At 36.2% G+C, this 23,746-nt stretch carries 20 protein-coding genes; 18 read left to right on the top strand and 2 right to left on the bottom strand.

The features are described from left to right. The 6 genes from wecB (at nt 1) to ACTWQL_RS04715 (ending at nt 7,665) form a co-directional block, all read left to right on the top strand. Complete coding sequence (wecB, locus tag ACTWQL_RS04740; protein ID WP_443141253.1) at nt 1-1,128, top strand: non-hydrolyzing UDP-N-acetylglucosamine 2-epimerase; 1,128 nt, start codon at nt 1-3, stop codon at nt 1,126-1,128. A 105-nt stretch (nt 1,129-1,233) separates the two neighbouring features. Further along, nucleotides 1,234-2,361, top strand: coding sequence for a glycosyltransferase (locus tag ACTWQL_RS04735; protein WP_443141252.1), 1,128 nt, complete (start codon nt 1,234-1,236; stop codon nt 2,359-2,361). A gap of 19 nt (nt 2,362-2,380) precedes the next feature. Continuing rightward, the gene (locus ACTWQL_RS04730; protein ID WP_443141251.1) at nt 2,381-3,676 is read left to right on the top strand and encodes a glycosyltransferase; all 1,296 of its coding nucleotides are present in this window, start codon (nt 2,381-2,383) and stop codon (nt 3,674-3,676) included. Further along, entirely contained in the window at nt 3,666-4,853 is a 1,188-nt protein-coding gene (locus ACTWQL_RS04725) for an O-antigen ligase family protein (RefSeq protein WP_443141250.1), read from the top strand. The genes ACTWQL_RS04730 and ACTWQL_RS04725 overlap by 11 nt, the downstream gene beginning before the upstream one ends. Nucleotides 4,854-4,874: 21 nt before the next feature. Further along, complete coding sequence (locus tag ACTWQL_RS04720) at nt 4,875-6,203, top strand: hypothetical protein (protein ID WP_443141249.1); 1,329 nt, start codon at nt 4,875-4,877, stop codon at nt 6,201-6,203. Between the two features lie 4 nt (nt 6,204-6,207). After that, nucleotides 6,208-7,665, top strand: a complete 1,458-nt coding sequence (locus ACTWQL_RS04715) for an oligosaccharide flippase family protein (RefSeq protein ID WP_443141248.1) — start codon at nt 6,208-6,210, stop codon at nt 7,663-7,665. Nucleotides 7,666-7,827: 162 nt separating this feature from the next. Here the strand turns inward: ACTWQL_RS04715 and ACTWQL_RS04710 are convergent, their stop codons facing one another. Beyond that, nucleotides 7,828-8,865, bottom strand: coding sequence for a substrate-binding domain-containing protein (locus ACTWQL_RS04710; protein ID WP_443141247.1), 1,038 nt, complete (start codon nt 8,863-8,865; stop codon nt 7,828-7,830). A gap of 276 nt (nt 8,866-9,141) precedes the next feature. Between ACTWQL_RS04710 and ACTWQL_RS04705 the strand changes: the two genes are divergently transcribed. The 12 genes from ACTWQL_RS04705 (at nt 9,142) to ACTWQL_RS04650 (ending at nt 23,122) form a co-directional block, all read left to right on the top strand. After that, on the top strand, nt 9,142-10,233 hold the full coding sequence (locus tag ACTWQL_RS04705; protein WP_443141246.1) for a BtaManbiosPhlase: 1,092 nt from the start codon (nt 9,142-9,144) through the stop codon (nt 10,231-10,233). A gap of 4 nt (nt 10,234-10,237) precedes the next feature. Further along, nucleotides 10,238-11,188, top strand: a complete 951-nt coding sequence (locus ACTWQL_RS04700; RefSeq protein ID WP_443141245.1) for an MTP-1 family protein — start codon at nt 10,238-10,240, stop codon at nt 11,186-11,188. Next, nucleotides 11,185-12,498 carry an extracellular solute-binding protein gene (locus ACTWQL_RS04695; RefSeq protein ID WP_443141244.1) on the top strand — a complete coding sequence of 438 codons (1,314 nt, stop codon included), beginning with the start codon at nt 11,185-11,187 and terminating at the stop codon, nt 12,496-12,498. The genes ACTWQL_RS04700 and ACTWQL_RS04695 overlap by 4 nt, the downstream gene beginning before the upstream one ends. A gap of 1 nt (nt 12,499) precedes the next feature. Next, a complete protein-coding gene (locus ACTWQL_RS04690) occupies nt 12,500-13,378 on the top strand; it encodes a carbohydrate ABC transporter permease (protein ID WP_443141243.1) in 879 nt (292 codons plus the stop codon). Further along, nucleotides 13,365-14,198, top strand: coding sequence for a carbohydrate ABC transporter permease (locus ACTWQL_RS04685; RefSeq protein ID WP_443141242.1), 834 nt, complete (start codon nt 13,365-13,367; stop codon nt 14,196-14,198). The genes ACTWQL_RS04690 and ACTWQL_RS04685 overlap by 14 nt, the downstream gene beginning before the upstream one ends. 208 nt (nt 14,199-14,406) lie before the next feature. Next, on the top strand, nt 14,407-16,188 hold the full coding sequence (locus tag ACTWQL_RS04680; protein WP_443141241.1) for a sensor histidine kinase: 1,782 nt from the start codon (nt 14,407-14,409) through the stop codon (nt 16,186-16,188). After that, nucleotides 16,185-17,675 (top strand): response regulator, encoded by a 1,491-nt coding sequence (locus ACTWQL_RS04675; protein ID WP_443141240.1) that lies wholly within the window; start codon nt 16,185-16,187, stop codon nt 17,673-17,675. Before ACTWQL_RS04680 ends, ACTWQL_RS04675 begins: the two co-directional genes overlap by 4 nt. A gap of 242 nt (nt 17,676-17,917) precedes the next feature. Next, nucleotides 17,918-18,802 carry a carbohydrate ABC transporter permease gene (locus ACTWQL_RS04670; protein ID WP_443141239.1) on the top strand — a complete coding sequence of 295 codons (885 nt, stop codon included), beginning with the start codon at nt 17,918-17,920 and terminating at the stop codon, nt 18,800-18,802. A 16-nt stretch (nt 18,803-18,818) separates the two neighbouring features. Then, a complete protein-coding gene (locus tag ACTWQL_RS04665) occupies nt 18,819-19,706 on the top strand; it encodes a carbohydrate ABC transporter permease (protein ID WP_443141238.1) in 888 nt (295 codons plus the stop codon). 20 nt (nt 19,707-19,726) lie between these two features. After that, on the top strand, nt 19,727-21,055 hold the full coding sequence (locus ACTWQL_RS04660) for an extracellular solute-binding protein (protein WP_443141237.1): 1,329 nt from the start codon (nt 19,727-19,729) through the stop codon (nt 21,053-21,055). A 16-nt stretch (nt 21,056-21,071) separates the two neighbouring features. Continuing rightward, nucleotides 21,072-22,478, top strand: a complete 1,407-nt coding sequence (locus ACTWQL_RS04655; protein WP_443141236.1) for an FAD-dependent oxidoreductase — start codon at nt 21,072-21,074, stop codon at nt 22,476-22,478. A 50-nt stretch (nt 22,479-22,528) separates the two neighbouring features. Further along, nucleotides 22,529-23,122, top strand: coding sequence for a YesL family protein (locus tag ACTWQL_RS04650; RefSeq protein ID WP_443141235.1), 594 nt, complete (start codon nt 22,529-22,531; stop codon nt 23,120-23,122). 117 nt (nt 23,123-23,239) lie between these two features. Here ACTWQL_RS04650 and ACTWQL_RS04645 read toward each other — a convergent pair whose 3' ends face one another. Then, on the bottom strand, nt 23,240-23,704 hold the full coding sequence (locus ACTWQL_RS04645; RefSeq protein WP_443141234.1) for a transposase: 465 nt from the start codon (nt 23,702-23,704) through the stop codon (nt 23,240-23,242). Nucleotides 23,705-23,746: the final 42 nt, after the last annotated feature.

The raw sequence follows: 23,746 nt of genomic DNA, 5'->3' as shown, positions 1-23,746 counted from the left end.
ATGAAAAAATTTAAAGTTATGACAGTCGTTGGTACAAGACCAGAGATAATAAGATTGTCAGCTGTTATAAATAAATTAGAAGAATCAAAAGCAATAGAACATACACTAGTTCATACGGGACAAAATTATGATTATGAATTGAACGAAGTGTTCTTTAAAGATTTTAATTTAAAAAAGCCAGATTATTTTCTTAATGCAGCTACGGGAACTGCTGTAGAAACGATTGGAAATATATTGGTTAAAATAGATCCTATCATGGAAGAAGTAAAACCAGATGCATTTTTAGTTTTAGGTGATACGAATAGCTGTTTATGTGCTATTGCAGCCAAAAGACGTCATATTCCTATATTCCATATGGAAGCAGGGAACAGATGTTTTGACCAAAGAGTACCAGAGGAAACTAATAGAAAGATAGTAGATCATACAGCAGATATTAACTTAACCTATAGTGATATTGCAAGAGAGTATCTCCTTAGAGAAGGGTTCCCTTCAGATAGAATTATTAAAACAGGTAGTCCTATGTTTGAGGTACTTAACTCTAGAAAAGAAGACATAGAGAATTCAAATGTATTAGATAAATTGGACTTAGAAGAAGAAAGATACTTTGTAGTATCAGCTCATAGAGAAGAAAATATTAATTCAGATGTTAATTTCCTGGATTTGGTTGAGAGTTTAAATGGGATTGCTCAAAAGTATAATATGCCAGTGATTGTGAGTACACATCCTAGAACTAGAAAAATGATTGAGTCCAAAAGGGTTGAATTCAATCCATTAGTGAAAACTATGAAACCTTTAGGGTTCAATGATTATGTTAAGCTTCAAACCATGGCAAAAGCAGTTCTTAGTGACAGTGGAACTATAAGTGAGGAATCTTCTATTCTAGGGTTTCGAGCGCTAAATATAAGGCAAGCACATGAAAGACCAGAGGCAATGGAAGAAGCCTCAGTTATGATGGTTGGGCTTAGAAAAGAAAGAATTTTACAAGGTCTCGAAATATTAGAATTACAGGAAAAAGGGACTTTAAGACAAGTTGGAGACTATAGTATGCATAATGTATCTGATAAAGTACTTAGAATCATATTGTCTTACACCGATTATGTAAATAGGGTTGTTTGGATGAATCCCTAATTTTGCTAGAATATATTTGAAAGTTGAACCTGGGGCTATATTTTCTAATTAAAAATGTAAATAAGAAGAAAAAGAATTAATACAGTTAGAAGGAGAAAAATTAAAATGAAAGTAGTATATTTATGCTCCGCACATGAACCCTTTGATAAGAGAGTATATTATAAAATAAGTAAATCGCTTGTGAAACATGGATTTAAAGTAATAAGTGTGCATCCTAATGTTCAAGAAAGATATGAGGATGATATTTCTATTATTAGTTATAAACGGAGTAATGGGTTTTTAGGTAGATTGTTTAGTTTAAGAAATTTATATAAAAAGGGGAAAGCTCAAAATCCAGAACTAGTAATTGCTCCAGAGCCAGATTCTTTATTTGTTGCCTATATCCTTAAATTATTCAACAAAAGATTAAAAGTTGTGTTTGATTGCCATGAATGGTATGAAATACATTTTAAAGAGAAGATAAGTAACCCTTTTATTGGGAATACCCTGAATTATATAACTAAGAAAGCACTAAAATTTATTAATAAGAGAATCGATGGAGTATTATGTGTAAATGAAACTATGAAAAATAAATACCTTCAATATAATAACAATTCCTATTGTATTCCAAATACGATGTTAGTAAATAAAAAGGATTTTAATACAACGAGTAAAAAAGAACACTTTATTTTCTCTGGGAATTTCTGTGATAAAAAACAAGAAGTTATCTTGTTAGATGCAGCTAAAAAATTAAGCAGAATAAAATCCCCAGCGAAAATAAGAATTTTAGGGGGCTTCTCAAATGATCATAATTATAAAAGGAAATTCAAAGAATTTAATATGCTTATTGAAGAGCTTAATATTGGTAAAAATATTGAAATTTTACCTTGGATGAATTATGAAGAAGCGAAAACATTTGTAAACGGACACATAGCAGGTATTACTCGTTTTGATTCCTATTTGTATGGTGACTACCATTGTTTACCGAATAAAGTATTTGATTATATGTCTGCAAATTTGGCTGTTATTACTTGTGTGTTGAATAGTGAGACATCAAATATAGTGAAAAATAACAGATGTGGGATTGCAATTTTAGAAGAAACAGGTGAAGCATTAGCTGATGCAATACACTATATGTTTGAGAATCTTGAGGAATCTTTATTGATGTCTCAAAATTCCTATAATGCAATGCTAAAGAAATATAATTGGAGTAATTTTGAAGAAGAAATACCTAAAATAATAAAAAATATATAAAAATAATAAGGAGTAATTTATGAGTAATGTATTGATTATTTTAACACATGCATATCCTTATGCCCCCCCTTCAGAACAATTCCTAAATGAAGAAATAAAAGTATTAAATGATTATTTTGATAAAATTATTCTAATACCAACATCTCGCTCTTCCTGGGTAGGAAATATGAATAAAAACAAATTAGACAATGTAACTGTAGAAAGAATAAGGAGAAAAAATAAAGAGATTGAAATATTAAAGACGTTTTTGTCATCCATTTTATTTAACAAAAATTTTTATAATGAATTATTAATAATATTTAAAAAAAAGTTATTCTTTAATTTACATGCGCTACGTGTTTTATTGATAACATGTGTAAATTCTAAAATAATTGCAAGTAAAATATTAAAAACAATAGATTCACAAGAAATAAATAAAGAATCTAATGTTTTTATTTACTCATATTGGTTATCTTACCTTTCGAATACTAGTATATTAATTAAAGACAACTTAATAAATGAAGGATTCCAAAATGTTATGGCAATTTCTAGAGCTCATGGATCCAGTGATATTTTTTTACCCAAAAGTATGAAAGATTATAAAGTAGGATTAACAGATTTACAAGAAAAATTAGATAAAATATATTCCATTAGTTATAAAGGAAAACAATACCTTGTTGATGTTGGATTTAAAAAGAATAGAATTATTGTTAATAGGCTAGGGGTCAATGATAATGGAACAAAAAAAATACTTAACAATAAAAAAGAATTTTGTATAGTTTCTTGCTCCTCAATTAATAAAGTAAAGAGAGTTGAGATTATCGCCGAAGCTTTAAGTTATTTAATAGATGCTAAAATCCATTGGGTTCATTTTGGAGATGGACCGTTAAGAAAAAAAATAGAAACAAAAGCTCAATCATGTTTGCCGAAAAACATAAAGTATACTTTTATGGGTGCTGTTAATAATCAAGAGATATTAAATTTTTACAAGGAAGGAAATCCAGATTTATTTATTAATGTATCATCCATGGAAGGTATCCCTGTATCTATAATGGAAGCAATATCTTTCGGGATACCAGTTATTGCTACTGAAGTTGGAGGAACTAATGAAGTTTGTAAACACCAATATAACGGTTTTCTAATGAAAAAAGATTTTAAGATTAAAACACTTGTGAAAAACATAAAACATTTTATGGAGATGCCATCCGAAGAGTATAACATATATTCGGATAACGCAAGACAATTATTTATTAAGCACTTTAATAGTCGTAAAAACTTCAAAAAATTTGCAAGGGATATAATTGAACTTAAAAAGGTTGTACAAAATGAAAAATAGTAAAACAGTAAAAGAAGTTTTTAATTTAAAATTACTAGATTATTTAATTGCTTTATACTTTTTTCTTACCCCCTTAGAACCAATCGTAAATGTAATTATTCCTGGTGGATCGTCAGTTAAATATGTTGGGGGTATTTTATTAGTAGTATTTTTACTGCATTCTTATAAGTACCAACTAAAACATAATATATTTATATTTCATTTCTTAATATTAATATGGTTATTAATAACAACTTTAAGTTATTTTTATACAACTTCCACTAATTATGCACTAATATACTTACCCACTTATATAAGTATAACCGTTTTTTTTATATTATTAACCACAATAAACTATCATCAGAGACAAATTAAATTATTTATAATGTCTACTCTTTATGGGAGTACAATCCTAGCTATTTTTATGTTGAGTAGTATGACTCTATATCATGGTAAAGGAATAAGATACAGCCTTTCAATCTTAAATGCTGAAATAGATCCAAATAATATTGCTGCTTTTTTAGCTTATGGAGTCCTGATTTCCTTTAATAATACTTTTATGAAAAAAAACAACAAATTAAAAAATATAGTGTTTTTAATAATTAACATAATTGCATTGTTTTACACTGGATCACGGGGAGCATTTATTACTATTGGTTTTGCATTGATAATTTTATCAATTTATAAATTTAGAAGTAATGGAAGATATTACTTCTCCATTAAAAGTATTGCTAAATCTATGTTAGTCTTAACCATAGTAGTAGTATTTTTGAATATTTTTGTTCCAGAATCATTACTAAGTAGAATCTTAGAATTTACCTCTTATGAAAGTGGAAGTGAAAGAACCAATATATGGGCTTTTGCTATAGAAAGGCTAGCTTCAAGTCCTCTAATTGGATATGGAGTAGGTTCATTTCCGGAAGTCGCTAACACCTATTATGGAATACATAAAGGTATGCATAATACTTTTTTAATGGTTTTGTTTGAAGTAGGAATAGTAGGTTTTATTTTTTTTGTGTCTTTTATAATAAATTTATTTTTAAAAGCAATTAATCAAAAACATTATTTTGCCTTAGCTATTTTATTTACTGCTCTTATTCCATCTTTATTTTTAGATTCTTTAGTAAAAAGATTTTTTTGGAATGGGCTAATACTGTGCTATATATTAGTTTCAGAAGTTAATTCTAAGGCAAAATAGTCGTTTTGGAGGATGTATAAAATGCATAAAGTTTTGATTGTAAGCCGGATATTTGCTCCAAAAAATTCCATAGGGGCTATTAGACCAACGAAATTCGGAAAATATTTAACGCGTAATGGTTACATAGTAGATGTTATTGCAGAAGATCAAAAAGGTAATTTAAATGACTCAATATTAAATGAAGATTTAGACTCTTTCAATAAAATAATTAGACTAACTAATAGCAAGTTTTATAACAAAATTAACGATAACATTTATAAGATTCATAAATTATTAAAAAAGAAAAAGATAGATGAAAGCAAAAAAATATATGTAAGGGGGAGTGTAAATAAACTTAGTAAATTAAAAAATCATTTTAAAAAGTTTTTAAAATATACAATAATTTTAGTAAATGAATATAATTATTATAGAGAATTTAAAAAATTAAATATGGATTTTAAAGATTATCAATATATGTTTTCTACCTATAGTACCCTTACTAATCATATGATAGGAAAATATATTAAAAGGAAAGCGCCTCACATAAAATGGGTTGCTGATTTTAGAGATCCTGTATACCAAAATGATGTACCTAAGTATTTAGAAAAATATTTTAAAAAATTTGCCAATAATTATTGTAAGAAAGCTGAATATATAACAAGTGTCTCAGAAGGTTGCTTAGAAAACTTGTTTATAGAAAATTATAAAGGTAAAAAGGTATTAATTTATAATGGATTTGATAATGAAGATTTAGTGAGAATAGAAGGTAGTAAACAAAAAGTAGGTAAGTTCTCTTTAGCCTATACTGGTCAATTATATTGGGGGCAAAGGGATATTACGCCATTATTCAAGGCGCTATTTGAGTTAATAGAAGAAAAACTTATTGATAAAAATGAAGTTATATTCAATTATGCTGGTAAAGATTTTATATATTTATTAGATATGGCAAGTAAATATGGTTTAACTAATATTTTAAATAATTTTAAAGAGGTAAACAGGAGTAAATCTATAGAAATTCAAATGAAAAGTCATATGTTAGTATTAGCTTCTTGGAATACTAAAACTGAAAAGGGTGTAATAACTGGGAAATTATTAGAATACATGATGATTAAAAAACCAGTTGTGGGTTTAGTTTCAGGTGAAGTGCCTAATAGTAAAATAAAAGACATCATTAATGAATGTAATATCGGAGTTACTTATGAAAATGCTAATGCTAATAAAGATTTTTACAAATTAAAAAAATATATTCTTTTTCAATATAATAATTATAAAGAAAATGCGGAAGTAGACTTTAAACCAGATCTAAGTAAAATTGAACGATTTGAATATAAACATCTAACTCAAGATTTGATAAGATTATTTAGGGGATAGGATATTGAAACAGTCGATAGCATCTGATGTTGTAAAATTAACACTTTCCAAAACAATCACAATGATTATCTCAATAATAACAGTAATGTTGTTATCACGTTTTCTTACACTAGAAGAGTATGGAACTTACTCTCAGTTATTATTGGTTGTTAATTTAATAACCACTATTTTTATGATAGGTCTTCCTAACAGCATAAATTTCTTTTTAGTTAGGATGGAAGGTGAAAAAGATAAACAAAAATTTCTTTCAGTATATTATACACTTTCAACAATCTTAAGTTTTATCACTGGATTAGTATTAATAATAAGTACTCCATTAATAATAGACTACTTTGATAATCCTTTTATCGGAAATTTTATGTACGTATTAGCAATATTTCCATGGGCAAAAATAATACTATCAAGTTTAGATAATATTCTTATAGTTTATAAAAAAACAACATTTTTATTGTTTTTTCGTATAATGAACAGTGTCTCATTATTATTAATTATTTTGTTTGTTAAGGTTTTCAACTTAAGTTTTAGTATATATATGTTTCTTTTTATAATAGTAGAAATTTTCTATTCTCTTTGGGTATATTTTATTGCACAGGGTATTTCTAATAAATTGAAAATTATAATAGATAAATCTTTACTAACTCAGATACTACGCTTCTCACTTCCTATTGGCTTAGCTTCTGTAATAGGTTTATTAAGTATAGAATTAGATAAGTTAATAATAGGAGCATTTTATAATACTGAACATTTAGCTATATATACTAATGCTGCGAGAGAAATGCCGGTTACAATAGTTGCCACATCTTTAACAGCAATTCTTATGCCCCATCTAGTTCATTTACTGAAAAAAAATAAAAATAATGACGCAATAAGAATGTGGGGGTATGCCATTTCCCTTTCTTATACTGTTATCTGCTTCTTTATAATTGTTTTAATTGTTTATTCAACTGAAGTAATAACAATTATGTATTCAGAAAAATATTTACCTGGAATTACGGTTTTTCGTATTTATACAATAATTTTAATTCTACGAATCACATATTTTGGAATGATATTAAATTCAATTGGTAAAACAAAGTTTATATTATATAGCTCAATAATGTCATTGGCGTTAAATGTAGTGTTGAGTTACACATTTTATTATATTTTTGGCTTTATTGGGCCTGCTATTGCAACCTTAATTTCTATTGCTGTTATTCAAATTATTCAATTGATAGCAACATCAAAAATAATAAATATTCCTTTTAGAAGAATTTTCCCTTGGAAAGAACTAAGTGGTATAACCATTATTAACATTATATTAGGTATAATGTTTGTAGTTATAAAAAGAATTTTTTCAATAGAGGTGATTAACAGTGAGATAATTGAATCAATGATATTTGGCTTCCTATGGGTAATACTTTATGTTCTTATAATGGGTAAATTTATAAAAGAAAAGTGGAAACTTCTAAGTGAGTACAACTAAAATTTTGTCTATTTTAATAAAATGAAAAAAGAAAATCATTTTATTATAACTAAATTTAAGTTTGGAACTCACTTAGAAGCTACCATACTACATCACAATCCTCCAATGATTAATTTTTATCCTTTCTTAACTCTCCTCATAAGACAATTTTCTTTAATGAGTTTAATTTTTAATATCTTCATATCCTGGTACGTAGCTTGTCGATTCTCTTTTTATCAAGTTTGCCAGTAAAAGCGTTTCCTCGTATGGTTCTTCGGGATTCTCCATTCTCCAGAACAATCTCTCCAGTGCTTTTTTTCCGAATAGCGGCAGGTCGATACCCATCGTCGTGATTCTTGGTGTTGAAAGACGGGACAGCTGTCCATCATCAAAGCTGACGACTGAAGCCTGTTCAGGAACCTGGATGCTTTTCAGCTTCAATCCGGAATTGACAAGGTATCCGAGTCCATCGTTGACGCAAAACCAGGCAGTCGGTTGCTCGGATAAGTGGGCGATATAATTGTTGATGATCTGATCATCCTCTTCGGCATCGCTGAAAATGAACTCTTCCTTTTGCTTAATTCCGTAGTCCCTCAAAGTAAGTTGATACCCTTCAAGGCGTTCCTGATAACTCGGAGAAAAATCGATGTTTCCGACGAAAGCGATATCTTTGTGCCCGAGTTCGATCAGATGCTGGACCGCAGTGTAAGCGCCGAAACGGTTGTTGGTCAGAATCGCATCCGCCTGGATGGTCGGGTGATGATGATCGATCAGCACCGTCGGGATACCGGTGGCGATCACTTTGTTGATGTAATCATTGCTGATGTGTGAGAGCACAAGCACCCCGTCGACCGATTTATCTTCAATAAAGGACGGTAAAATCAGGTCATCCCTCGCTTGCTGGCTGACAGATTGAATCAAGAGCGTTTTATTATGCTTGTGGACTTCACGTTCGACGGATAAGTAGATTTCTCCAAAGAAACTTGTCAAGGAAAAAGCAAGATCGGAAGCGATGAGGGCGATCTTTCCGGATTCCGCCTGGTTTTCTGATGTTGCTGGAGTTTTAGGTGTATATCGGTAACCGAGCTCATCAGCCGTTTGATAGACTAGTTTCCGGGTTTCTTCGCTTACTCCAGGTTTGCCGCTCAAGGCTTGCGAAACAGAATTCTTCGAGATTTTCAATTGATCGGCGATATCCTGCATCGTTACGCGCTTTGCCATATGTATTCAACCTTTCTATATTCAAGGTATATTTTGTCATGTTTAGTAACGTTACAAATTACTATACATAATTTATTGTGTTTCATCAATGTTTATCGTGGTTTTTAGCTGTAGGAATATGAATTTGTCATTTTATGTTGACATTACAAGTCATCCTTGTATAATTACAAACAAGCATTAATTGCATTACAGAACCTTATAGTCATTTTATCATAACCACCTTTAAAAGCGCTTTCAAAAAGTGGGAAAACAGCTATAGAATTTGGAGGAACGTACATGAATGCAGTTCGATTCGAAGAAAATCCTCTCATCACACCGGCGGATATCAAACCGTTCCATGACAACCATGAAGTCATCGGTGCTTTCAATGCAGGTGTTGCAGAATACCAGGGGGAAACGTTATTGCTTTTAAGAGTGGCGGAGCGCCCGGTCAGCGAGGATCCAACCATCGTTAAAGCTCCGGTCATCGATTTTTCGGAAGGTGAAGGGAAACTTAAAATCATTGAGTTGGATGTTCATGATGCACGTTATGATTTTTCAGATCCAAGGACAGTCCTTCATCATGACCCGAAAAACCGGACCACAGCTTATCTTACGTCACTTTCCTATATCCGGATTGCCAGAAGTAAGGATGGCGTCAACTTTACGATTGATGATGAACCGTTCATCTATCCGGAGACCGAACGTGAAGCCTGGGGAATCGAAGACCCGCGGGTTACGCAGATCGGAAATACCTATTACATTCAATATAGTGCAGTGTCCGCCGAAGGGATCGGTGTCGGGCTAGCTTCGACGAAGGACTTTGTCCGCTATGAACGTCACGGTTTGATGCTTCATCCGGAGAACAAGGATGTCGCGATTTTTCCAGAAAAGATCAATGGAAAATACTATACCCTCCATCGCCCGGTGCCAAATGGAATCGGAAGACCTGAAATCTGGATTGCGGAATCCGACAATCTCTTATACTGGGGCAATCATCAATACTTACTCGGGTTGAGTGAAGATGGCTGGGATAACGGAAGGATCGGTGGCGGAGCGGTTCCGTTCAAAACCGAGAAAGGCTGGCTCGAAATCTATCATGCCGCAGATCAAAACGATCGCTATTGCTTAGGGGCCGTTCTATTGGATTTGGATGACCCGGCGAAAGTCCTTGCCAAAACGGAAGAACCGATCCTCGTGCCAGAAGCAGATTATGAGAAAGACGGATTTTTTGGAAACGTTGTCTTTACGTGTGGCGTCATCGTACAGAGAGATAACGTAAGAGTCTATTACGGAGCGGCGGATACATCGATGGCTGCAGCGGATTTGAGTTTAAATGAAATTTTTTCAAAGCTGAATTACCGCAATGTTCTTACAAAAGTGAGGTGATCGTATGGCGTTTACGGTTCAATCTTTATTGGAAGATTATCAATCTAGTAAACCGGATATTCGGGCGGAGAAAATCACGTTCACGGGTGTCGGGGAGAAGGATGTATATAACATCACTGCACCTTTTGAGGATGAAGGAGAGCTCGTGATTGCCGGCCGTGTCGAAGGGCGTGATACCGAACATTCCGATGTCGTGTTTTTTGTGGAAGAAGACGGCGTATGGAAGCCTCGTAAAGATACGAAAACCTATGCGTTGCAGGATCCCTTTTTTACGAGGATTGATGGAGAGCTCGTTTTCGGAGGCGTTGAGATATTTCCACATCCGACCCACGAGGGTGCTTTATCCTGGCGGACGGTCTTTTACCGTGGGTCCACCATCAACGAACTCGAACGGTTTGCGACCGGACCAAATGGCATGAAAGACATCCGGCTGATTGAATTGGCGAATGGGAAAATCGGTGTCTTCACACGCCCCCAAGGTGAAAAGGGCGGCAGAGGAAAAATCGGATATACCGAGATTGCCAGCTTAGAAGAACTAACACCTGAGGTCATCGATAAAGCCCCATTGATCGACTCTCATTTTATCGATGAGGAGTGGGGAGGCGCGAATGAAGTCCATCTACTGAAAAACGGAAAGATCGGTGTCCTCGGTCATATCGCAAAGTTTGATGAAAACGGTGATCGTCATTATTATCCGATGGTGTTCACCTATGACCCGGATACGAGTGAAATCAGCGATATGGAAATCATTGCGACACGTGCTGATTTTCCCGATGGACCAGCGAAACGCGATGACCTGCAGGATGTGCTGTTCAGCGGTGGTTTAGTGTGTTTGGAGGATGGCCAGGCAGAGCTTTACGTCGGGGTCAGTGATGCGGAAGCTCACAAAGCGATTCTTCCAGATCCTTTTATCAAATACGAAAAAGAATCGATTCGAAAGGGGAAAGAACGATGAAGAACAACTCTTGGATGCGTTTATTCATAGTGATGTTGGCCGTTGCCATGCTTGCTTCTGCCTGTCAAAAGCCTGGTGAAGAGGGCAGTGCAGATGGAAAAGTAGAATTCGAATTCTGGTCTGCACCGAACCCGACCCAGCAAGCCTTCTGGTCGGATATGGCGAAAGCATACATGCAGGAAAACAAAGACGTGAAAATCAAAGTGACGCCGATGCCGGAAAGCCCTTCTTCTGAAGCGGGGATCCAGTCTGCGATTGCAGCAGGGAATGCACCGGCGATTTCTGAAAACATTTCACGTGGGTTTGCGGCACAACTATCGGCAAGCAGTGCGATCGTTCCGTTGGAAGAATTCGATGGATATGATGAGCTGATCAAAAACCGTGAAATGACAGAGACGATGTCGACATGGAAGTTCGCGGACAATCACCAATATGTGTTGCCGATCTATTCAAATGCGATGTTGTTCGGCTGGCGCATGGATATTTTAAAAGAACTCGGATTTGACGAGCCGCCTAAGACGTATAGTGAAGTGCTTGAAGTGGGAGAGAAGCTGAAAGAAAAGCACCCGGATAAATTCTTATGGGCGAGAGCGGATCTTGTGAAACCGACGTGGTGGGCAAGATGGTTCGACTTCTTCATGATGTACAATGCAGCTTCTGAAGGAAACAACTTTGTGGAGGGTGACAAGTTCATCGCCGATGACAAAGCGGGTGTCGAGACGCTTGAATTCATGAAAAACTTGAGTGAGAAGGATCTATTGTTGACGCGTGAAGCGACGGATCCATTCGAAACGGGACAAGCGATTATGATGGATATCGGTCCATGGACATTCCCGTATTGGGCGGATAAATTCCCTGAAATGAAACAAGGGGAGACCTATGAGTTGTCGATGCCGCCAGTACCAGATGGCGTTGACCCTGAGAATGCGAAAACATTCGCCGATACGAAGGGGCTATCCATTTACGCTTCAGCTTCAAAAGAACAACAGCAAGCAGCGTTCGATTTCGTCAAGTGGGTCTATTCCGATGCGGAGAATGATCTGACATGGTTCGAGAAGACGAACTTACCGCCAGCACGTGATGACCTATCGACAAACGAAACGTTCGCTCAATACTTTGAAGAAAATCCTCAGCTTGTAAAATATGCGGAAAACATCCCGAATGCCGTACCGCCGATTGATAGTGAGAATACCGTTGAAATCCAGGAAGCGATCGGGAAGGATGCGTTGAACCCGGTCATTAAAGGACAGAAAGAGCCGAAACAAGCATGGAAAGATATGAAGAAGTCCATCGACGGGATGTTGAAGTAACATGAACAAAAGCAATGCGAGGTTGGGTTGGCTGTTTGCCAGCCCTTACCTCATCTATTCGGCTATTTTCTTCCTCTTTCCTTTGATCTGGGCGACCTATCTCGCCTTTACGAATTGGAACTTGATCGCACCTGACTATGAATTCGTAGGCATACAGAACTTCATCGATGCGTTTTTCAGTGAAAGCGTCAGAGCGGCCTTTTTCGTCACTTATAAGTTCTTATTCATGTTCGTTCCGATTGTCGTGATCGGATCGTTGTTCCTGGCGATGATCATCCATGCATTGCCGCGGTTTAAAGGATTGTATTCGGTGGCATTCTTCCTACCTTATTTGGCATCTGGCGTTGCGTCAGCGATTGTTGTGAATGGGATTTTATCGTACAACAGTCCGTTCAATATATGGCTGCGGGGGACGTTCGGGCTGGATATCAACTGGCTCGGCTCACCGATTCTAGCACCGCTGATCATCGCGCTGATGATGGCATGGAAGTTCGCCGGGTATTACGCACTGTTGTTTGTGGCGGGTCTTGAAAGCATTCCGAAAGATGTGTATGAGGCAGCTGCCATTGATGGAGCAGTCGGTTTCAAACGGTTTTGGAGTGTGACGCTTCCGATGTTGTATCCATCCTTTTATACCGTTACGATTTTAGCTGTCGGCTTGATGTTCGGGATTTTCACCGAGCCGTATGTATTGACCGGCGGTGGACCTGAGTATGCGACCCATACGTGGCAGCTCGAAATCTATCAGCAAGCCTTCGCGAAAATGAATGCAGGGTACGGGACATCGATTGCAGTCATCAATTCGATCGTGACCTTCGCATCGATCTTTGTATTCCGTAAGATACTGGAGAAATGGGGTGCGAGACATGGTTGGGAGTAATACGAAGCTGAAAATCACCTTGTTATATATCCTGGCGACGACTGTGTTGCTCATCATGGTGTTTCCGTACCTCTACATGGTGCTGGGATCGCTTGCTCCGTGGGATCAGGTCGATCGGAAAATCATCCCGACCGATCTCAGCTTACGGTCGTATGAGTGGCTGTTCTCTGGTGGGGATGGGAATCTAGCGAGACCGTGGCTGCGCGCGTTTTTCAACAGTGTGTTCGTGACGTTGGCATCGACGATTCTGATGCTCGCAACCGCCATCATGGTCGGTTACGCGTTGGCGAAGCTGAAGTTCCGCGGAAGGCACGTGATCAACAACGTGATCCTGTTCCAGATGTTCTATCCAGCGATCATTTTGCTGATTCCGTTGTTTTTGATCGTCAAATATTTCGGAATGTATGACACGTATTGGGCGATGATTATACCGAAAGCAGTAAACCTGTGGGCGATCTTCATGTATACGAATTTCTTTCGCAGCCTACCGGATGAAATCATCGAGGCAGCGAAGATCGACGGGGCAAGCCAGTTGAAGATAATCTGGAAGGTCGTCCTTCCGATGTCGAAGTCTGTAACAACGATCATCTTTTTGTTCCTGTTCATGGAGCGTTGGGTCGAGTTGTTATGGGACATGCTCGTCGTGAACAGTGAGAAGATGCTGACACTGAACGTGTTGCTTGCGCAGATGTTCGGACCATACGGCGGCTACCCAGGACCGATGTACGCCGCGTCTGTTCTATTAACACTTCCGATCTTGATCCTGTTCATCATATTCAGTAAAAACTTCAAAGACGGCATGCAGTTTGTGTTGAAGTGAGTTGGGGACGGTTCTCGTGCTTCCTCTCTGTAAATACAGCTTTTACTTAAATGAGACCCTGAGTGATACTTAATCATATCAATCAGGGTCTTTGTAATTCATTTTAAATAGTAGGAAGGAGGACAATATAAATAATTTGTCGAAAGGTAAAATAATGTTCTACCACAATTAGCTCAACTAAGTTGTAGGCAGTGAAAGAGGGTGGAAAATGAAGTTTATTAGTTTACGATCGAAGCTTATTATAGCCTTTGTTGTTTTTATTCTATTTCCTATTCTGATTACAAGTTTCCTAGGATACAAAGGTATTGAACATATTCTACGCGAGCAAATTGAAGCATCAACAGCGGATCGATTACACCAGGTGAATTTGAATATTGAGAAAAAACTAAAATCAATGATGTACGCCTCCAATTCAATTGTATTAGACGAAGATATACGTTCTATTTTGCAGCATCCTTTTGAATCTGAAAGAGAAAGACTTGATATCCGAAAAAAACTGGATGAAAAATACCTCGAAATTTCAACCACTATCCTTACTGAAAATGTTAACTTAACCATTATCGATAATCATGGTAACATCTATACGAATTGGGGGAATTCACCTGATTCTTTTCAAGATATCTTAGGTTCTGAGTGGTATAGTAAGACTTTAGATCAGGATGGATTCATGGTTTGGTCATTAAATCAAGAGAACTATATTCATCCTAAACGAGACAAATTTGTGACCGTTTCAAGAGTGATAAAAAATAAAAGTCTGTCTGAAAAGATAGGCGTTATGATCATAAGTGAACCTATAGAAAACTATCAAGAGATATTGAAAGTAAGGACGAATATTTCAAATAGTATGGGATTCATAGTTGATGAGAATGGAAGGGTACTAGGTAATCAAGAACAAGATATAGAAGAGCTTTATAAATTCATCCAACCATCGTTAAAACGGGAAATCGATACTTTTAATTTGGAGGTAAATGGAGAAAAAGCCATTGTCAGTACATATTCACTTCCATTGACTGGATGGAAGGTTCTACAGGTAGTTCCACATAAAGGTGTTTTTGAAGAGCTTACTACTATTCGTGATACCGTCATGACAATTCTAATCGTCAGTATGATTATTTTCATAGCGATCATAATCCTATTTTCATCCATGCTGACGAGACCACTAAGAGATTTACGAGATAGTATGAAACAAGTAGAAGAAGGTAATTTAGAGATTTCCTGTACGGTCTATACAAGAGATGAAGTAGGACTTCTCGGTAAGAGTTTTAATAAGATGATTTCTCAAATGAAAGAGAATATAAATAGAGAAATTTCACTTGAAAAAAACAAGGAAAAGGCGAAGCTTGAGGCTCTACAGGCCCAAATCAATCCACATTTTCTATATAACACGTTAAATACCATTCGCTGGATGGCTGTTATGGCAGGAACAAAAAATATAACTAAAATGTTAATGTCTCTTGGGCGTTTACTTGATATGAGTATTCATCGAGGCCAAGAGGAAATCACCTTAGAAGAAGAACTAGTGAACGTACGTTCTTTTTTAACCATCCAGAAATACCGTTTTGGCGATTCGATACAAATTAAAGAATCCATTGATAACAATCATTTGAAATATGCTATTCCTAAACTTTCTCTACAACCATTAGTAGAAAACATCTATAATCATGGATTGTTCTTAGATGGAGGTACACTTGAGATTCGAACAACAGTGGATGGGATATCACTAGTTATTGATGTCATTGATAACGGTAAAAACATGGACCAAGAAAAAGCAAATGAGATTATGTCGAAGATTAACAAAGAAAAACATGATGGCTTATCAGGTATAGGATTGAAAAATGTTCATCAACGGATACAAATGATGTACGGTAATGAATTTGGACTGACAATCATGCGAAATGATTTGGAAGAAAAAACATACGTTTCCATGAAATTACCCGTAAAACAACTCTTGAATCAGGAAGATGTAACTGGGGGTGAAATGAACAGATGAATACAAAGGTAGTAATCATTGATGATGAAGCATTTGTTAGAAGGGGAATCATTACAAGCATTCCATGGCAAAAGCATGGTATCGAAATAGTAGGTGAACGATCAGATGGTAAAAGTGGTCTGGCATTGATCCAAGAAAAGAAACCTGAAATTGTCATAACGGATATTAGGATGCCAAACATGAATGGATTAGATATGATTAAGGTCATACGTTCGGAGTTTCCTAGTATTAAAATCCTTGTATTAAGTGTACTTGAAGACTTTAACACTCTGAGAGAGGCACTTCGGCTTGGAGTGGATGATTATATCAACAAATTAACCGAACCAGAAGAACTTTTGGAAAGAGTTTTGAGGTTGAAGAAAGAAATCGATGGTAAGCGGCGTTCTAAAAATATTGGTTCTAAAGAGGATAATCTTGTATTGAGTGACTTGGAGAAGTGGTTTAGTGGTGATGAAGTTGCACAATACCGGTCTTTTCTCCAAAAAAATGAGAGGTATATTGTTGGGAAAATAACAGATGATGATTCAAGTATTAGTAATTTTTTGCATCAACTAATAGAGGCTTTTTCAGTCGAGCTTAAGGTCGGAGAAAGTAAAATCCATGATTTAATTTTCATTATAAAAAGTCTTGATGAATTACAATTAGATAAGGCTATTCAACATATAAAACAACAAATTAGCAAATCTTCTACAATAGGAATAAGTCATGCATTCAATGACGTTTCCGAAAGGAATATTGCATTTAATCAAGCTAACCAGGCTATAGAGTATAGGTTTTATGATGAGAAAAAACACGTTTTTGTATATGATAAAAAACTTGATTTCCAATCAAAGAGGCAGAGTCTATTTGAAAACTCCCAACTTAAGGAGTATCTATCGCTTATAGAAAGTGGGGAGGCAGAAAAATCAAGACAAGCTCTTGAAAGGTTATTTCCAGAAGATCCTGTTGTGCGGGTATCACCGCGGGTTGTACGGAATGATATCAATCAATGGTTGTCAGCTAATATAGCTTTGTTGAGAGACTGGGGAGGCTACTTGGAGGGGACATTACAAAATGAATCACCTTATGAACAAATTCATCAACTTAAAACCTACTCTGAACTTCGTCAATGGTGTTTCAGGATTCATTTCGTAATATGTGAAATGCTGCATACCTTAAAAAATTCAAGAGAAAGAATCGAGATACCGAAAGCGATGGATTACATTAAGAAACATTATAGTAGATCTATTCGCGTGCAAGATGTTGCCAGAGCCGTTAATTTAAGTGAAAATTATTTCAGCTATTTATTTACAAAGGAAACAGGTATCACGTTCACTCAATTCATTCAGGAAACAAGAATTTCCAAGGCTAAGGAACTCCTCAGGAATCCACAATATCATTGGAATGAGGTCGGAGAGAGAGTCGGATTTGAAGATCCCAAATACTTTTCGAAAGTATTTAAAAAAATTACAGGAATGACCCCTTCACGTTTTCAACATGGGAGTTAGATAAGACTATCAGCCATAGCTGCTGATGGTTTTTTATTTTGGCTGCTTTCTAAAAGACTATATTATAAAGGAAACAATTCTTAGAATAATAGACCAAATTCATAGAATTTTACGAAAGCGCTTACACAATCAAAGAAATTTCCCGGTATTTAAGATGATTATAGGTTATTTATTCACATAAAAGAATTTAACATTTGGTTAACAGAATAAAAACTCATCTTCTAGAGAGGAGGGAAACAGAATTGAATCGGGCTTACAAAGAGACTCTAGCTGGCTGGCTATTTATTTTACCATGTTTAGTGGGGTTTGGTTTACTCACGTTAGTACCAATCCTTTTTTCACTAATCATCTCTTTTACAGATTGGAATTTCCTTAATGGAATACAAGGGATTCAATTTGTTGGATTTGAAAATTTCATCAAAATGTGGTCAGATAAATGGTTTACAGACAGTCTTTTCAACAACATTGTTTTTACATTGATCACTGTACCTTGCACCATGATCCTTGCATTGGTAACGGCTGTTTTGTTAAATGATAAGACTTTCCTTAAATCTCCAATACGTCTGATGATCTTCTTGCCTTATATCTCAAGTATTGTGGCAGTAGCGGTCGTTTGGGCGATTCTTTATAGTCCTTCCCAAGGGCCAATCAATGCGTTCTTAAGAAGTATTGGCATTTCTGATCCCCCTGGGTGGTTATCAGACTCTTCATGGGCTTTACCAGCCATTATTATTTTGACTGTATGGATGAATGTTGGATACAACATGATCATCTATCTTGCCGGTTTACAGGGGATACCTAAAGAGTTATATGAAGCAGCTAAAATTGATGGGGCAGGACCAATTAAAAGCTTTTTTAAGATAACCGTCCCAATGCTTTCACCGACTTCATTTTTTGTGTTGATTACCTGTATCATTCAGTCATTTCAAGTTTTTGCAGCAATATTTATCATGACAGAAGGAGGGCCCGGTACCTCTACAAGTGTTTTGACGTATTACATTTATCAGGCTGGATTTAGTTTTTATGACATGGGTTATGCTTCTGCGATGGCATGGGTCCTTTTCATAATTGTATTTGCTATAACGATCATTCAATGGAGAGGACAAAAGAAATGGGTGAATTATTAGGAAAGGAGGAGGTCTCATGGACTCTCGAGTAATGACATCGCAACGAAGCGTTACATTGAAAAGTATGAAAACCTATTGGCTGAAAAGAAATTGGAAAAAGCTTATATTGACCATAATTTTGATAGCGTTTGCAACTAGTATGGTACTGCCGTTCTTATGGATGCTATCAACTTCATTCAAAAAGCCATTAGAGGTATTTACGTATCCAATTCAGTGGACTCCAAGTAGTTTCGAATGGGAGAATTATAAGGATGTATGGTTTGGTGCCAAGCCATTTTGGGTTTATTACTGGAACTCTATCAAGGTTACGGGTATTACGGTAGCCGGCATAGTATTATTCAGTTCAGCAGCAGCCTACGGTTTTTCAAGAATTCAATTTAAAGGCCGTGATACCATCTTCCTATTGTATCTAGCTACCCTCATGATCCCGGAACAGGTAACGTTAATTCCAAGATTCATTTTGTTTAATTATATGGGAATTTATAATACCCATTTGTCGTTGATTCTGCCAGGAATGTTCACTGCTTTAGGTACGTTTTTGTTACGACAGTTCTATTTGTCGATACCAAAAGATTTTTCTGAAGCAGCTCAGATCGAAGGAGCGAATCATTTTCAGATATGGATGAAAATCATAATTCCTTTGTCAAAGCCTGCACTGGTCTCCTTGATAATCATCAGTTTTACGCTGAATTGGAATGAATTCGTCAATCCGTTAGTTTTCATTACGAGTGAAGAACTATACACGGTTCCACTTGGGCTGACAAGTTTTATTGATGAGTCTGGAACGGATTATACGTTAATGATGGCAGCGGCTGTAAGCGCAATACTACCGGTCATGATCCTCTTTTTCACTTGTCAGAAATGGTTTATTGAAGGTGTAGCAGCAAGTGGAATAAAAGGTTAAATTTAAAAAGGGGTGTAAGTATGAAAAAAAATTTTTCACTTTCTATCGTTTTAATGATTTTGCTCGGTTTATTAGGTTGTGCTAATCAAGGCACGTCTGGAAATGAGGGCGGAGATGATGTTGTCCACTTGAAATTTTGGGGAGCGGTACCTGCAGAAAGTGGCCCTCAGGAAGCAGTTGATAACTGGAACGCAGAAAATCCTGATATTCAAGTTGAATATGTACGATATGTCAACGATGAAGCCGGAAATACAAAGTTAGAAACGTCTCTACTTGCCGGTGGAGAAGTAGATGTGTTTGTAAACTATCGAATTGATAAGCTGGATAAGAGAATTCAGGCAGGTATGGCTGAACCACTTGATACATTTATAAAGGACGATGACTTTAATATCGAAGAAAACTTCGGTGAAAATTCAATTGTAAATTTTAAAGACAAAACGTTTTATATCCCAGCGATCATTTTAAATGATTTTGTAACCTTAAATAAGAATTACCTTGATGAAGCCAATCTTGAGATTCCAAAAGAATGGACATGGGATGAGTATACCGACTATGCAACTTCTTTATCCAAAGGCGAAGGGTCAAATAAGCGATGGGGTTCTTTTGTTGGAGTCCGTGAACCAAAAATTTATGAGTGGATGGATAAGGCTGTGAAAACGGAGCTTGGTTCAGATCCTTTCATTAATGAAGATGGAAAAAGTAACGTAGAACATCCGGTGTTCAAAAAATACTTAGATACAATGGTCGAAATGGAACGTGAACAGAAAGTCCAGCCTCCATTTTCAGAAGCAAAGGCTACCAAGATGCAAGGAACAGATTTGTTCTTATCAGGAAAAACAGCTATGAACTGGAATGGAACGGCAATCATTCGGAGCATTAAAAACTTGGATGATTATCCTCATGATTTTGTAACAGCATTCGCTCCACCGCCAAAAATGACAGAAGATAGCAAATTTCTTGGTGGAGGGACAGGTTATTTGGATTTTGTAGCAATCAATTCTAGGTCTAAGAATAAGGAAGCTGCTTGGAAATTCATGAAATGGTATGTCACTGAAGGGAATGAGCCTTTGATTTCCGGCGGCAGAGTACCAGCATGGAAAAAAGCTGACCAGGATAAGGTTGAAGAACTGATCTTAGGAGAAAATCCTGAAAAACTATTTGATGTAGAATCCTTTAAGCGGGTAGTCCTGAATCAAGATATTGATATTGTTGTAGATACAAAATTTGACCATCTAGCTGAAATCCAAAAAGTAGTTGAAGAAGAGGGAGAGCAAGTACTTATTGGAGAAAAATCTTCAAGTGATGCAATTAATGATATGAAGAGCAGAATGGACGCAGTCTTAAAGTAAAAGGAGTTGATTATGAATGGATTCAGCTAATCAATATGATGTAGCCGTAATCGGTGGTGGCCCTGCTGGGGTTGCCGCTGCCATCGCTGCAGGGAGAATGGGAGTTAAAACGGTATTGATTGAACCAAACCCTTATTTAGGAGGAGCAGGTACTGCCAGTATGGTAGGACCATGGATGACAAACTACCACCAGGACACGCAAGTGATTAAAGGGATTTTTCAAGATATTGTAGATGAATTAGTTAAATATGAAGGCTCGACTGGTACATTGAAATGTCCTTATGATGAACCAGGAAAAACGCAAGGAACAGGTGGCCATATCACACCTTTTGATGGGGAAATTTTGAAGTATGTACTCCACAAATTAGTGGTTAAGGCTGGTGTAAACTTATTTTTAAATACTTTCGTAGATCAAGTGAATAGTAATGAGGGGACGATTGAATCTGTAGGTATCAGAGGTAAATCATTTGCCGATACGATCAAAGCAAAAAAGTTTATCGATACAACTGGTGATGGGGATATTGCAGTGCAGGCAGGAGCTGAATACGAATTTGGTCGAAAAGAAGATGGATTAAGTCAGCCTGTAACTGCAATGTTCAGGATGAGTTATGTGGATATTGATACTTTTATTGAATATACCGATCGCCATCGTAATGATTTAGTATGGTTGACTTACCCAATACTACCTGATAATTTACCTTCTCATTTTGCCGATAAGATGGTTGCCGTTACGGGATTCAATGATTTGGTGGCAAAAGGGCAGGAAAGTGGCGAATTGAATTTAGGACGTGAACGAATCACCATTTTTTCTGATTTCAAAAAAGGCGATGTCCTATTTAATGCCACGAGATTGAATCGAATAGATGGAACGAAAAACACGGATGTAATCCGAGCGGGATTAGAATTAAAAGAACAAGTCCTTTCTTTGACTAGCTTTGCAAGAAAGCATTTACCTGGTTTTTCTAACGCGTTTTTATCTGGAGCTTCTTCTCAGGTTGGAATAAGAGAGACAAGGAGGATTGTAGGGGATTATGTTCTAGCTCAGGAGGATGTGTTGAGAGGACGCAAATTTGATGATGGTATTGCCAAAGGCTGTTTTCCTGTTGACATCCATAGCCCAACTGACAGAAAAAACGTTTGGGTTGAACTAGAGGATGCTTACGATATTCCCTATCGTTGCTTACTCCCGGTTGGCTTGGAGAATGTTCTAGTAGCAGGTCGCTGTCTATCTGCAACACATGAAGCACTTGCTTCTGCTCGAGTCCAATCTCATTCAATGGCTCAAGGGCAAGCAGCTGGGATTGCTGCCGCAATGTCGGCAGCAAATGGAGTTACGACCCGTGAAATAAATGTGAGTCAATTGCAGAAATACTTAAGAGATCAGAATGCGATTGTTGCGGGAGATCTTGAAGTAACAGGTTAAACATGAGTCTGCTTTTAAGCAGACTCTATTATGTTAAGGGGAGCTAATTAATGATACAACAGAAAGTGTTAGCGAGAATCAATGTGTTATTTGAAGGGGTCATGCTCCTATGCTACTTAAATATCTTATGGTTGGCTTTTACAATAGTTGGTTTAGGTATATTTGGATTCATGCCCTCAACTATATCAATGTTCCATATAGTAAGAAAATGGAGATTGGGAGAAAAAGAGTTTTCTATTATAAAAACATTCCTAAAAGTTTATAAGCAGGAGTTTTGGAAGTCTCAAATGCTTGGTCTGTTTTATGTAGTAATCGGGTTTTTGTTAGTCTTTAATATTCAGTTCTTTTCAGAACAAAATTTTATGATAGTTAAATATATCTTAGTAGGTTTAACGTTTATCTACCTGTTATCTTTTTTGTTTTTGTTTCCAATTTATGTTCATTATGATATGAAGCTTGTCACATATATAAAAAGTACCATTATAATGACCAGTGCTCGATTATTTTATGGAATAGTGATGCTGATTGGAATAATATTGATTATTGGAATTTCACTGAAATTCCAAGCGCTGTTTTTCTTGTTGAGCGGAAGTTTAGTAGCCATGTGGTTGACAACCGGTTCCTTAAAATGGATAGTTGATTGAGGTTGGGGACGGTTCTCGTGCTTCCCCTTGCTTTTCAATGTTCCACAATTGAAATCACAATTCACTAGAAAACGAGCTCAATTCTGAAGTGACCCCAAAAAGTTAGACGAGTTTTAATTAGGCAGCTTGCTGTGCATGAGTCCGGTACACTACCCGACTCATGCCTTTTAATTTTGCCTTAATTCGTTTGTTGTTGTAATAATCTATATACTTCTCTAGTTCTTGTATAAAGTGATTTGTACTTTCAAATTCATTTAGATAAAGAAATTCATATTTCATAATACTAAAGAAATTTTCAATAACTGCATTATCGTAACAATTTCCCTTACGTGACATACTTTGTGTAATTCCACTTTCCTTTAAAGTATGCCTGTATTGTTTCATCTGGTAATGCCATCCCTGATCAGAATGGATAATTAAGTTCTCATCGCCTGTTAATCGTTCAAATGAAGCCAAAAGAAAAGCACCTCCAAATTTTAGTCTGTGTCTAAAATTTGGGGTGCAGTTCATTTCGAGCTCGTTTTTCGATCCCTTATTTAATGTTGGTCTTAAGTTTAAAGCGTTTAAAAAATTGTTCCTCATATCAATCTAATCTCTTCTGGTCGTTTATCTAGATGTAGTCCA

Source organism: Pseudalkalibacillus sp. R45 (assembly GCF_052246725.1).
Classification (GTDB): Bacteria; Bacillota; Bacilli; order Bacillales; family Fictibacillaceae; genus Pseudalkalibacillus.
Note: the sequence above shows the minus strand (reverse complement) of the source record. Positions and strands in the feature narration are given on the sequence as shown.